Annotated in this window: 12 protein-coding genes and 1 pseudogene; 8 read left to right on the top strand and 5 right to left on the bottom strand. The window is 45.3% G+C overall.

Going from position 1 to position 12,971, the window contains the following annotated elements:
* Window positions 1-7: 7 nt before the first annotated feature.
* A complete protein-coding gene (locus RID09_RS01050) occupies window positions 8-856 on the bottom strand; it encodes a M48 family metallopeptidase (protein ID WP_446334100.1) in 849 nt (282 codons plus the stop codon).
* 427 nt (window positions 857-1,283) lie between these two features.
* Here RID09_RS01050 and RID09_RS01055 point away from each other — a divergent pair, with 427 nt between their 5' ends.
* Window positions 1,284-1,814: a DUF4330 domain-containing protein gene (locus RID09_RS01055; protein WP_446334101.1), complete on the top strand. Its 531-nt coding sequence runs from the start codon at window positions 1,284-1,286 to the stop codon at window positions 1,812-1,814.
* Window positions 1,815-1,936: 122 nt separating this feature from the next.
* On the opposite strand, the gene RID09_RS01060 is transcribed toward RID09_RS01055, so the two are convergent.
* Complete coding sequence (locus tag RID09_RS01060; RefSeq protein ID WP_446334102.1) at window positions 1,937-2,857, bottom strand: alpha/beta fold hydrolase; 921 nt, start codon at window positions 2,855-2,857, stop codon at window positions 1,937-1,939.
* A gap of 498 nt (window positions 2,858-3,355) precedes the next feature.
* Between RID09_RS01060 and RID09_RS01065 the strand changes: the two genes are divergently transcribed.
* The 3 genes from RID09_RS01065 (at window position 3,356) to rpoD (ending at window position 6,910) form a co-directional block, all read left to right on the top strand.
* The gene (locus tag RID09_RS01065; RefSeq protein WP_446334103.1) at window positions 3,356-3,904 is read left to right on the top strand and encodes a hypothetical protein; all 549 of its coding nucleotides are present in this window, start codon (window positions 3,356-3,358) and stop codon (window positions 3,902-3,904) included.
* A gap of 20 nt (window positions 3,905-3,924) precedes the next feature.
* Window positions 3,925-4,614 (top strand): polysaccharide deacetylase family protein, encoded by a 690-nt coding sequence (locus RID09_RS01070; protein WP_446334104.1) that lies wholly within the window; start codon window positions 3,925-3,927, stop codon window positions 4,612-4,614.
* Between the two features lie 1,153 nt (window positions 4,615-5,767).
* Window positions 5,768-6,910 carry an RNA polymerase sigma factor RpoD gene (gene rpoD, locus RID09_RS01075; RefSeq protein ID WP_446334105.1) on the top strand — a complete coding sequence of 381 codons (1,143 nt, stop codon included), beginning with the start codon at window positions 5,768-5,770 and terminating at the stop codon, window positions 6,908-6,910.
* Window positions 6,911-7,149: 239 nt separating this feature from the next.
* On the opposite strand, the gene RID09_RS01080 is transcribed toward rpoD, so the two are convergent.
* Window positions 7,150-7,302, bottom strand: coding sequence for a chlorophyll a/b-binding protein (locus RID09_RS01080; RefSeq protein ID WP_446334106.1), 153 nt, complete (start codon window positions 7,300-7,302; stop codon window positions 7,150-7,152).
* 248 nt (window positions 7,303-7,550) lie between these two features.
* On the opposite strand from RID09_RS01080, the gene RID09_RS01085 reads away from it, so the two are divergent.
* The 3 genes from RID09_RS01085 (at window position 7,551) to RID09_RS01095 (ending at window position 11,856) form a co-directional block, all read left to right on the top strand.
* The gene (locus RID09_RS01085; protein ID WP_446334107.1) at window positions 7,551-10,817 is read left to right on the top strand and encodes a glycoside hydrolase family 15 protein; all 3,267 of its coding nucleotides are present in this window, start codon (window positions 7,551-7,553) and stop codon (window positions 10,815-10,817) included.
* A 91-nt stretch (window positions 10,818-10,908) separates the two neighbouring features.
* Window positions 10,909-11,037 carry a hypothetical protein gene (locus RID09_RS01090; RefSeq protein ID WP_446334108.1) on the top strand — a complete coding sequence of 43 codons (129 nt, stop codon included), beginning with the start codon at window positions 10,909-10,911 and terminating at the stop codon, window positions 11,035-11,037.
* Window positions 11,038-11,256: 219 nt separating this feature from the next.
* Complete coding sequence (locus RID09_RS01095; protein ID WP_446334109.1) at window positions 11,257-11,856, top strand: hypothetical protein; 600 nt, start codon at window positions 11,257-11,259, stop codon at window positions 11,854-11,856.
* 103 nt (window positions 11,857-11,959) lie between these two features.
* Here the strand turns inward: RID09_RS01095 and RID09_RS01100 are convergent.
* Window positions 11,960-12,079 (bottom strand): annotated as a pseudogene (locus RID09_RS01100) (phosphate ABC transporter substrate-binding protein); the annotation flags it as partial.
* 136 nt (window positions 12,080-12,215) lie between these two features.
* Between RID09_RS01100 and RID09_RS01105 the strand changes: the two are divergent.
* Window positions 12,216-12,632 (top strand): hypothetical protein, encoded by a 417-nt coding sequence (locus tag RID09_RS01105; RefSeq protein ID WP_446334110.1) that lies wholly within the window; start codon window positions 12,216-12,218, stop codon window positions 12,630-12,632.
* An 18-nt stretch (window positions 12,633-12,650) separates the two neighbouring features.
* Here RID09_RS01105 and RID09_RS01110 read toward each other — a convergent pair whose 3' ends face one another.
* Window positions 12,651-12,881 carry a hypothetical protein gene (locus RID09_RS01110; protein ID WP_446334111.1) on the bottom strand — a complete coding sequence of 77 codons (231 nt, stop codon included), beginning with the start codon at window positions 12,879-12,881 and terminating at the stop codon, window positions 12,651-12,653.
* Window positions 12,882-12,971 lie beyond the last annotated feature (90 nt).

Below are 12,971 nucleotides of genomic sequence, written 5' to 3' on the forward strand. Positions count from 1 at the left end.
GAGAGTTCTATAACAGGGGACGAATTTTGGCTTTGTAGGCACTTTCATCCAAACCATCACCAACAGTGGCTTGTGCCGGATCAATCGCCTGCTTTAAGGCATTAATGCGATCTCCAACGGCTGGATGGGTGCTGAGGAATGAGGGGACGGAACCCCTTTTATTCTGGAGTTTTTCCATAAAATTCACCATGGCTGATGGTGCGTAGCCCGCTTTTTTGAGGATATCTAACCCAACCTGATCAGCCTCCAATTCATCTTCACGACTATTGGGTAACCGCAGCGCCAACTCTACGCCCATGTTGACTAAGGTACTGCGATCTAGACCTGCAGCAACGGCTACTCCCCTAGCGATCGCGCTCTGGCGCATTTGTTTAATCATGTGTTCCTCTTCGATATGCCCGATTTCATGGGCAATCACACTAGCTAGTTGAGCCTCATTGTCCGCCGCTTCAATCAAACCTGTGTTGAGATAAATAAACCCCCCTGTAGTCGCAAAGGCATTAATGCTCTCATCATCAACCACCTGAAACGTATAGGGAATATTAGAGCGTTGAGTTTCTTTTGCCAATCGCTGACCAATCTGATCAATATAGCGGTTAACACTGGAATTGCGATAAAGCCGGATCTGGTTTCTCACCAACTTCTGATTAATCTGCTGCCCGATCTCGACTTCCTGGCGATCAGAAATATTGGAAAGTTGGATAATCTGGACGCCTCGGAAAATTATATCGAGCCAGGGAATTGCTTGACTCACCTGAGGTGTACCCACGATCAGGCTCAACGCCAAGATCGCTGACACAAATGGATATAATAGACGACGGTGACGACGAGACCAGAAGGATAATGGATTAACCATGGTACATAAAATTAAAATAGCTACAGTTAAGGTACTCAAACAATAGACGCTACTTACAGGCTATAAGTTGCCATGACTGCTGTATATCCCCCCCTTTTTCTCATGCCCAGCTCTTGAAAATAAAAGTGAGGCTTTCCCTTGAGTGTTAAGAAACACTTTCTGACACAGGGAGTTGAGGATAAGGCGACCCAAGTACATTGAGCGGGCTGGTGCTGTTAATTAGACTAAGCGGGTCGCCCCTATACTTTAGACTACAGGTGTTTGTTTCATCCCTAAGGGGGGCGCGATCGCATTTATGAAAACTTCTCAGCTTTCCACAGGTTATACTGATCTGTTGTTGCTGCCGTGGTAATTTAATCAGGAGAGCATAACTGAGTCTTCTGTTGATGGTGAAACGAGAGTTAAAAAATACTAATCGTAAGAGTTTATGAGTATTTTGGATTCTAAAGGTCGTCTTTTCGGTAAAATCAGCATTCTCGATCTAGGGGCTGCCTTGGTCATTTTCTTAGTGATTGTGGGAATCTTTTTCTTTCCCGGTACGTCAGGTTCCGTCGCCCAACTGCCTGGAACCAGTACGACAAAACCTGTCCAAGTTGATTTGGTGGTTCGCGGGTTGAGCGTGCGTAATCCAGAAGATTTGATGGCTCAGTTTAGGGAAGAAAAGAAAACAAATATCGTCATTCGCAATCAACCCTATGGTCAGGTAGACATCCTATCGGTAGAAGAATTGCCACGGCTGCTTGTAATACCCCAACCCGATGGCTCGGCTAAAGCGCTACCTGATCCCAGACCTGACACCTTTAGCACTGATATGCTGATGACCCTCGGTGGTCAAGCCACGATTACCGATGATGGTCCGGTTCTGGGAAATAGCAAGATTAAAATTGGAACGCCTGTGGAATTAGAGGGTAAGGATTACAATTTCAATGCTAGCGTGATTCAGGTCAGGGTTGAATAAAAGGGAACTCTTAACAGGAAACAGGGAACAGGATAAACCACTGTTTCTTGATTCCTGAAAATGCTTTGACAGGCAGGTTTAGCTTTAGGTAAAAATGTTCCTAAATGACCAATGACTAACTTTTAATCTCCAATCCTTTCCTCTGAATTCAGGAGCTTCAAATACTTTCGGATTAAACCAATCGTCACGGCTGGCAATTCTAGCTGAGGAGTTAATCCAACATTCTCAAGGGTTTGAAAGACTCGAATGGCTTTCGGATTAAGATCGGCTAGTCGCTTACCGATTTCTGGGCTGGTAAATTCGGATTTTTGTCCCCAGATAATTGCCGTGGGAGTGTTAAGTTGAGGAATGTACAGGGATAAGTCAAAGCACAAGTCTCCTCGCACAAAGGAAAGCGCTGCATATTCAGCATTGGGTTGTTGAGCTGAGGCTAAATAAGCATCCACAATTTCTGAACTTATTCGGCTCTTACGAGCAAATTGCCGGGTTTCTAAGAAACTGCGGATACCGCCTTCAGTGGCGACGCCAGTGCTGTAGAGGATGCGGTCTAGAATAGGTGTGCTGATCAATTGGGCAAAAAAGCTGCGTGTGTAGTCTTCCCCAAAATCAGAGAGTCCTGATGGAGTGGTGAGAATCAGAGACTTAAACAGTTCAGGACGCGCGATCGCAGCTCGGATTGTCAAAGCAGCGGTTAGAGACGAGGCAATCACTGGCGTGCCTTGAGGACAGGTTTGCTCTAGGAATTCATTAATTGTCCTGATGTAGTCCTCAATCTGGTAATTGCGTTCAGGATGCTCTGAACGTCCCCAACCGATAAGATCCGGGGCGAGAACGCGATACTCACTGGCAAATGCTGGATAGACCTTTGACCACTCATACGCCGATGACCCACCCCCAAAGCCATGCAAAAACACTAACGTTGGTCGTGCTTCTGACTCAGGGGTTTCTGGGGTTTGCCACGGTATGTCGTCAGCCGTGTAGTATGCCATTGTTCCTAGTGAGGTCACTAAGGAGTGCTGTTTAAAGCCATTGGGTTCAATCATATCTCCACCTTATCGCTATTACTATCATCCCTGATTCTAGGGTCGAGAGCCTCTGACTTTGAGTTGATTCCCTTAACCCGGAATCCTCGGTCAAAGGTAGTCACGCTTTTAGAAAAGCGTTAAAATTACAAGTTTTGAACGGAGGGAACTTTCCTCACTATTATTTCATCGGAGGATTTTATGCAAGTGGACGTTTGCACACAAAAGGGTACAAACTCATATCAGTAATCCAATAAAAAAGATTTGTAGTTTTGGGTGAGACTGTTGGCAGCCAAAGCCGCGAAAGTCCCACGCTTGCGGTTGAGTTTAAATGCTAGGATAACCAGCCTGTAGGCGTGATTCGCTAAAAGATTGGCGATATCAAGTAGTTTTGAGGGCAGGAGATTTGAGCGGTGATTTGAACCTAAAATTTGACATTTATTCTAGGCTGATGGAGTTATCAGCTCTTCAGTGTTTAAGCTTTCTCAATTTATTCGTTGTTTAAAAAACGTGATAACAATGCAATGCAATTTACAGTTACAGGAAATTATAGATGATAACTTCATCAAGTCGCCAGTGGCGATAGCTTCTCCTGGCTGGGATATAGCTGAATATGAGTCGAGTTTACTCGTGATAAGACCAAAAAGTGTCTGCCTTAACTTGGAAGCCTTAACCTGTTTTGAAGTTGTAGAGCATCAATTTCACCAGTTTGGAGTGACATTTAAAAACGCGATCGCTCTACAGCCATCAAACCCAGCCTATCCTCCCCGCTCTGGTACTATTGTCCTCATGGCGGCACCCAAAAGCGGTTGGCTAGAAGCGACATTTTCGCAGCCGATTGGTTGGTTCTGCTGCTATGTCACCAGTTCCCAGCGAACGATGATGTCTGCCTACGACTCCCAGGGTAGGCTTATTGATCAAGTAATGACTCAACCGAATTTAGCTGGCTCGGATTCACCTACGCCTCCCAATACCCAGCTTCAGATTGATGCACCGAATATATCTCGCATCACATTCTATGCCTTTGACGGTCAACTGACCCTTGCTGACTTGAGTTTTGAGTTTTGACCCTTTTACCTTGCTACCCTATGCAGTTTGCCCCGCTCTATCCCCTTTTATACCCAATTCTGAAAACTGCCTTTCCCCATTGCCTTTGGTCAGGTTCGCCCCAGTCACGAACCATTGCCCTCACGTTTGATGATGGTCCTCACCCCCAGTACACCCCCCAACTTCTGCAAGTTCTGGAGCGCTACGATATAAAAGCCAGTTTTTTCTGGTTAGGCACTTGCGTCAAATCAGCGCCAAGCGTTGCCCGTGAGGTCTACCTCCAGGGTCACTGGATTGGATTGCACGGTTATAATCACCACTCTTTCCCCTTGCTGACACCAGATAGGCTCGCATCAAGTTTAGAAAAAACCCAAGCCGCAATTACCCAAGCTTGTGGACTCAACCCTGAGTACCTGCGGGACGTTCGCCCCCCGAATGGTTTGTTTACTCCCCAAACTCTAAAATTATTAAACAAATGGCACTACCGACCCGTAATGTGGAGTGTTGTTCCAGAAGATTGGGTTCGTCCTGGCTCTTCAGTCGTTGTCCGACGAGTCCTACAGCAAGTACGTAATGGATCGCTTCTTGTCTTGCATGATGGTTACCATGGAGGAGAAGATGTTACACAAACTACAGCGACGTTAATCCCAACCCTACTTGATCAAGGATATGACTTTGTGACCATTGATCAACTATGGCAACTGAAACGCGACATTATTGCTGTGAAGTAAGTTAGTGTTAACGCTATCTGTAGAGTGCCATAACCCTGAAACTTGGATTATTCCAACTATATATAGAGTTAAAGCTTAAGAAAAAGAATGAGGAATGTAGAGGCGATATGGCTTCTGAGCTGGGTAGGATGAGAGATGAGCGTGAGTATTTGACTCAAGTTGCTTTCTGCCGATAATGGACTCACTCCCATTTCCCCTATCTATATGAATCTGTATGAATAGATGGACTCACTATCCGGTTGCCAGCTCACAGGAGATGACACAAGCGTTACGTATTGTAACCATCTCGGCAAATTTTACTCAGATTTTAAACACAAATACTCCGATTGTGTGTTAAAACAAATGTTTTACACACAATCGAGCCTTCATGACTTATGCATTACCTCTACCCCCAAAAAAATTGTTGCATATACGCCGAATTTCGCTAACGTAGTCAAAGAAGCATAATCGTCTCCACACCGAACATTTGTACTAAGACAGGGTGATTTCATGACTATAGAGAAACTAAGGCTCTTGAAGTGTCAGCTAACTTCATTAAAATGGCTGAGCGCATTTCAGCAATTTGTCTGGGACAATCCAGTCTAGCCCTAGAGTACATTAAAGAAGGATTGACAGAACGGACAGACATCAAGAGACGGTTTCAGTTTTGATGGCTCTCCAAAGGATAACAGTAAAACTCACGACTCTATCGCTCACTTCCACCAAGCTAGGCTTAGTCTCTCAATCCATCTAGCCATGCAAATCGAGGAAAGACAATCTATAATGGTTTCATTCTTGACCAAAATTAATGGGTATAAAGCATCCCCCTTAGAAGGGGACTTCGGTGAGCGTCAAGCAAATATTCATTTCGCGTAAACGCTCTTAACCGAGCCAAGATTATCAGCTTTCTCTAAGTTGCCAAAAACCACGAACAAGTTTTTTGAATTAAAGCTAGAATCAAAAAGTCTCAACAGCCGCTAGGATTAAAACTTACTTGACCCGGCATTCAAATCCCTGTTGAGTTATAGAGGAATAAATCTAGCTTGAGTTTCTCAGGCTCAATAATTCAATAACCGATTAGAATGCAAAAGTAAGATTAAATCGCTGGCTAAATTTTTAAGTAGATTACTGGACATCTACTGGTCTTTAACTGAAGGAGCATGAGGAAAAAGGCATGACCCAGGCAAACGACGTACTTGCAACAATTTCTCAGCCTCAAAGCGGGTTGGAATTCTTGCTAGAGGATGAAGCAACTCAAGACGATATGGTGGACGTTAACTCGGAAGCCATTCAACCCGAACCGGAGGAGGAAGACGGTAAGCCAGGTAAGGTGCGTTCTACCCGTCGTCGCACACAAGCGAAAAAGAAGCACTATACCGAAGATTCAATTCGCCTCTACCTGCAAGAAATCGGTCGGATTCGCCTATTACGCGCTGATGAGGAAATTGAACTGGCGCGTAAAATTGCGGACTTGTTAGAGTTAGAACGTGTCCGCGATCGCTTGTGTGATCAGCTCGAGCGAGAGCCAAAGGAAGGAGAATGGGCAAGTTCAGTCAACATGGAACTCCCCGCCTTTCGCAAACGCCTTTTCCTGGGTCGGCGGGCAAAAGAAAAAATGGTGCAGTCTAACCTGCGTCTAGTCGTGTCCATTGCCAAAAAATACATGAATCGGGGTCTGTCGTTTCAAGACCTAATTCAAGAAGGGTCTTTGGGACTGATTCGGGCGGCGGAAAAATTCGATCACGAGAAAGGCTACAAATTCTCAACCTACGCCACCTGGTGGATTCGCCAAGCTATCACTCGTGCTATTGCCGATCAATCCCGTACCATTCGCCTACCCGTTCACCTCTACGAAACCATCTCCCGGATCAAAAAGACCACCAAAATCCTCTCTCAAGAACTGGGTCGCAAACCCACTGAAGAAGAAATTGCTGACCGGATGGAAATGACCATCGAGAAGCTGCGATTTATTGCCAAATCTGCCCAACTTCCCATCTCCCTGGAAACGCCAATTGGTAAAGAAGAAGACTCTCGCCTGGGTGACTTCATCGAAGCTGATGGTGAAACGCCAGAAGACCAAGTATCCAAAAATCTACTGCGGGAAGACTTAGAAAGTGTCCTGGATACATTAAGCGCCCGGGAACGAGACGTTCTCCGGTTGCGCTATGGGTTAGATGATGGACGGATGAAAACCCTAGAAGAAATCGGTCAAATTTTTAACGTGACCCGCGAGCGTATTCGCCAAATAGAGGCAAAAGCTCTGCGTAAACTTCGCCATCCCAATCGCAACAGTATTCTCAAGGAGTATATCCGCTAGGACTAGAGGGCGAGGGGTAATATCAAGTCCGGTAGCACCGGACTTGCTGATGGGGGAAGGGGTATAAGGGTAAGGCTCCCTTTTAAATAACTACAGCTATGATAGACGCACTCGCCCTGCAGGAGACGATATCAGATGAGTCCTCTATGTGTCACAAAATAACCCAAAAGGAAGCTGGGGTTCATAGGTTGAACACCCAGCTATTCTTTACAAATTGATTAAGACTTGACGATGCCGTATTACATCAGCCCCCAGAAGTGTAGTACGCCTTGACCGGAAATATATTCTGTGATCAAAGCGGCAACAAAACCAATCATGGCTAGACGACCGTTCCAATTCTCAGCGTTCGCTGTAAACCCAAATTTGGCTTCCTTTTGCTGTTGACCTTCCATGGCTTAGTTGTTTTAGTTACATTGTGTAAATTAATATGTAAATTAATGTAACAAATTCTTGGCAAAAGGGCAAGTATTGGGTCAAAGTGACAAAAATCTCCGTGGAAAAACCCATTCTGGTTCTCAGCCAGACGTAACAGGTGACAAATCCACACACTGACTCTTAGAAGTACAGTGTCGGCTTCTAGAGGAGCCCTTCTAAACAACGAGCCCGGAAAAATAAATTTTATTTAAAGTTTGATTAAGAAATGGCTATCATCGCGGCTCAACTGCCAACTCGACTCGACAATTACTACCAGCAGATTCGCGTTATTATTGATCGCCAAAATCCAATTACAGGATTATTACCCGCCAGTACGGCAGTGAATGCCCATGGTGACTACACCGATGCCTGGGTTAGGGATAACGTTTACAGCATTTTGGCGGTTTGGGGATTAGCGTTAGCGTACCGCAAACTTGACGCCGATAGTGGGCGCACCTTTGAACTGGAACAAAGTGTGGTCAAACTGATGCGAGGGCTGCTGTTTTGTATGATGCGGCAAGCCGCCAAAGTGGAACGGTTCAAAGACAACCAATCTCTGCTAGACGCGCTGCACGCCAAGTATAATACCAGCACTGGCGATGTAGTCGTGGGGGATGATGAGTGGGGTCATTTGCAGCTCGATGCCACTTCCCTATTCCTGTTGATGCTGGCTCAGATGACCGCATCAGGGTTACACATTGTTTACACCATTGCTGAAGTGCATTTCATTCAGAATCTGGTGTATTACATTGGTCGTACCTATCGGACACCAGATTACGGAATTTGGGAACGGGGAAATAAAGTTAATCACGGTAATCCTGAACTCAACGCCAGTTCCGTCGGCATGGCAAAAGCCGCATTAGAGGCGATTAACGGGCTAGATTTATTTGGCGTGCGGGGTTCTCAAGCCTCGGTAATTCATGTCCTTCCCGATGAAATTGCGCGATCGCGGATTACGTTAGAATCTCTATTACCACGGGAGTCAAGTTCCAAGGAAACCGATGCGGCATTGTTAAGTGTAATCGGGTTCCCCGCCTTTGCCATCGAAGACGTGGAACTCTTGGAGAGAACTCGTCAAAAGATTGTCGATAAATTACAGGGACTATACGGGTGTAAGCGGTTCTTGCGGGATGGACATCAAACGGTATTAGAAAATACCACCCGCTTGCACTATGAACCCTGGGAACTGCAACAATTTGAACATATTGAATGCGAGTGGCCCCTATTTTTTACCTACTTAGCCCTGGATGGCTGGTTCCGGGGAGACGTTGAGTGGGCGCGGAATTATCTGGGGCGTTTGGATACATTGCTGGTTGAGCGAGACGGGATGCGCTTATTACCCGAAGTGTATTACGTTCCAGCAGACAAAATTGAAGCCGAACGCGCTTCTCCTCATTCCCAGAATCGCAAACCCAATGAAAATTTGCCTCTTGTCTGGGCGCAGAGTTTGTATCTACTTGCCCAAATGCTTCATGACGGATTAATTACGCGGGGAGATGTTGACCCCTTAGGGCGTCATTTTTCTGTAGGGCGTCACCAAGATCCGGTGGTACAAATTGCGCTATTGGCAGAGGATGAAGCGTTACAAGCGCAACTGGCAGCTTATGGGATTGCCACACAGACCCCGACACAAGTTGATCCTACTCAAGTGCGTCAGGCAACTGACCTCTCCCGATTGTATGCCCAAATTGGACGGTGTGATGCCTTAGGATTAAGCGGACGTCCGATTCGACGCCTGCGAAGTTTGACCACCTCCCGCATTTTTCGCTTCGGGAAAGAAACGATTGTGTTTTTGCCCGCGTTTTTAGACCAGCAACAGTTTTATTTAACCCTGGATTATCATTTCCTGGTGGCTCAAATTAAAAGTGAACTGACATATATTCAACGCCACTGGGGTGAGTTAGGACGTCCAACGATGACACTGTTATTAACTCACCAGATGGTGCAGACGGGAGAGGAAACCAGTCATCCGGGACAAGAACAACTTCAGGGTTCGGCGTTACTAGAATTAATCCAAGAATTGCAAGAGGGATTATGTAATGGGGTGCGGGTCAAGTTAGGGCGTTTAAATCAGTTAACGCTTACAGCCGGAGTTGAACGCATTGATGTGATGCAAGGATTTGAGTTTAGTGAGTCTCCGGTTCAAGATGCTGCACCGCCTGATTATTACCTGAGAAATAGTCCGCGAAAAAATGGTCAGTTAAGTCATACGCAGGAATTCTTGCTAGAATGCGAAACGAATCTCCAACTCTTGCTCGATAGTTTACGGCATTCAGAAAATCTTTATGAGCAAATTGAATTATTACGCACCTTGAAAAACTTGCGGGGACTGGACTTTGATACAGGGTTTGGTCAACCTAAAGGAGTGGTGACGGTGGCGGATTTGCTGAATGAAGTGTACATCAAAGCCAGTAGTGAAGGAGCCTCTGTTTACTGGGGCGTGATTCGTCAAGCAGCGGGATTACTGAATAAAGTCGAAATTAGCTTGTCGGATGCGGTGACAGATATTTTGGTGCGGGGGAAACAGATAACGGTAGGAAAAGCGTATAGTGAGGCTTCCCTGATTAAAAACCCAATGTCCAACCTGGAAATCCAGGCAAAAATTGATGAGTTTTGTCGAGAAGATATTCGCGATCGCGTTTTGACTCAAGAACTCCTGATTTACTTGAGTATTCTGATTAAATCCGAACCTCATCTGGTTGATGGCTTGCTCACGCTGCGGGTTGGCTATTTAATTCTGCTGTTGACGAGTGAAGTGGCGGCTGAATTGGGGATGACTCAAGATGAAGCTTATGAAGAATTGATGCACTTGAGTCCCTTTGATGTGAAAATGCGGCTGCGTTCCTGTTTGGCGGGATATGAAGGGATTAACCAAAAGTTACGCCAACAAGAATCACTGCGCGTTAAGCAACCGAAACAGGTGATTAATTGGGTAATATTGCCAGAGGATCGAATCTATGTAGACGAAGACATTACTACAGCAGGAAATTGGCTGAGAAAACGACAACTTGATGGTAGTGCGGGTCGAGTGCCTAAAGATTTTTACCCGAAAGTTTGGCAAGTGATGAAACATTGTAAGGGTTTGGTGATCGGCGATAAATTAGAGCGTCGCAATCGACTCGATAGCCAACCTCTGCTCTCAGAAATGACACCTGGGGAAAAGAATTTTGCCCTGCGGGTTGAGCATTTACTCAATAAAATTCAAGTGCCAACCTATCGACAGGTGAATATCGAAGCACTTGTGGAATTAGCCGCAATACTGGAACGGAATCCAGAGTTGGAAATTGAAGAATACATTGTTCTTGATGTTTTGATTGGTCATGCTGTCCGTTTAGGCTGGTTGGAGCGCTATCCAGAACGAGCAGATAAGTATGATGAATATAAGGCAGCAGCTTGGCGTGCTTTTTATGATATGTCTCCTCAAGAATGTGCGGCTTATATTGTTAAGGCGTTCCAATTCTTGACACAAGTAGAACCTGCTAATGTTGCTTGATTTTGTCATTTGTCATTTGTCATTCGTCAGGCAAGAGGGAAAGGGGAATAGGGTTAGATAGGGCTTGCTGAATAAGTTGATGGAGACAGCCATGGCGATTGAAATCGCTGCTACACAAACAAAGTCCGCCTGCGCGGACTGGGTTATAAAGGGGGTAGCTAACCCGGATTTAGTATTAACTGTTAATAGTGCGATCGCGTCTTTAGCCGCAAGCCTGTGAACTCCGGTTGGCGCACATGAATCAGAGTTGAACATTTATCTAAGTATAAATGCTTATTTTAGTCCGCGATTGTTCATTATCACTTATCTGGTAATTTTTTGTAACAAAATTGACAGTTGTTCTGAAAGAGCCATACAATTTGAAGCGGTAAGTTTAATCACTGCGATCGCAGGATTAAGCGCCAAAAATTAATTTAATTTAAGGATAAAACGGATAACTATGACCCAGTTTTTCAGCCGATTCAAACGGTTGGCAACGATTCTGATCGTGTTGCTGATGGTTGTTTCTACGGTTTGTTTACTGCCCAACCAACCCGCATGGGCGAATCAAGATACATCAAGTCCTTGGGCAATTCAAAGCTCGTCTTGGGCGCGTTGGGCACCGGCTCCCTACACCCGTTGGGATGTTTATAACGATCTGGATAATCGGGTTCAACTCGTTGCTGATCCTACAACAAAGAGTGCTGTTTACTTCCTCAACTCCGATGGCTCTGTCGGCTATCGTAATGTTGATCAAAACATTAATAAAACCTTTCCTGGTATTACCGCTAAACAGATTGCTGTAGGTAAAAATGGGCGACTGTGGGCAATTACCACGGATGGACGTTGGGCGCGTTGGGCACCGGATCCTTACACCCGTTGGGATGTTTATAACGATCTGGACAATCGGGTGCAGTTAATCGGTGATCCTCAATCAGAAGGGGGAATTTACTTCCGTAAGTCCGATGGCTCTGTCGGCTATCGTAATGTTGATCAAAACATTAACAAAACCTTTCCTGGGATTGTGGCAACGGATTTAACTGTTTCTGATCCGGCTTAAACGTTCAGTGAGCAATCATTGATATCTGTGGGGTGGGCTACCGCCCCATTTTTTGTTAGCTTCTAGTTTAAACATTTTCTGCGTTCACGCTTCATGCTCCCACTCAATTTCCTGCTGATATCAGTTGCTTACCTTGGGGTGAATTCGCATAACCCAAGAAAGCTTGAACGGCTGGATTCGCTGGGTTTTTGTAGACGTAATAGAGGGTTCGTTGATAGGGATAGATGATAAAAGACGAATTATTCCCACTGTAGGGTTAAGGTATTATCGGGATTTAACTTCACGCGGAAGCGAATGACACGCTACACAGGGTTAATTTCACTCTAAGATAAAGAAAGTAGCGATCGCAATTCTGGTTCATGTCTTTTACCTATCCTCCCGCAAACCTACCATTTCAACGCCTGCGCGATGTGCGTGGGGCGCTGCTGCAACTGCATAAAGCACTTCTCGACTCGGAACGCGATATGTATGAACGGTTTCATGGGCGTATTCGTTCAAAAGGAGAGTTTTTTCAATTGGTTGTCCAAGATGAATGGTTTAGTTGGCTACGCCCTTTCTCTAAATTTATCGTCCAGATTGATGAAGCGTTGAGTGCAAAAGAGCCGATAACGTTGCATCAGGCAAATGAACTGTTAGACGAAGCCCGTTCTCTGGTTTCTCCTGATGAAGCGGGGACAAATCGAGAGCAACGTTACTATCAAGCGATTCAACGTGACCCAAATATTGCCCTGATGCATGCTGATGTGTCAAGACTGCTTTCGAGAAGTAGGCGTTAATTGAATGGGGTGTTTCCTTTAAAACTTGTCTTGATAGTAAATTTGGATTAAATTTTCCAATTTATCGTCAGGACAACATTCAATCAACGCTTCAAATACCTCTAGTAATTTTGCACCACTTTCTCCTAAGGTTGGACTCAATCCCCAAACATCCTGTACCCAGTCTTGAGGACGTTCATCGCTAAAAATTAAACGTTCCAGGAGTTGCTTGGCTTCGGTTTTGGAGATTGGTTCGTTGCCATTGGTCATTGATCATTCCTGATTGGGGAATTGACGAGTCGGGAAAACATGGGGATTTATTGTTTGGTGATCTGTGAATAATTGACCATAAGTTAAGGT

Origin of the sequence: Coleofasciculus sp. G1-WW12-02 (assembly GCF_040219735.1) — a bacterium.
Lineage (GTDB): Bacteria > Cyanobacteriota > Cyanobacteriia > Cyanobacteriales > Coleofasciculaceae > Coleofasciculus.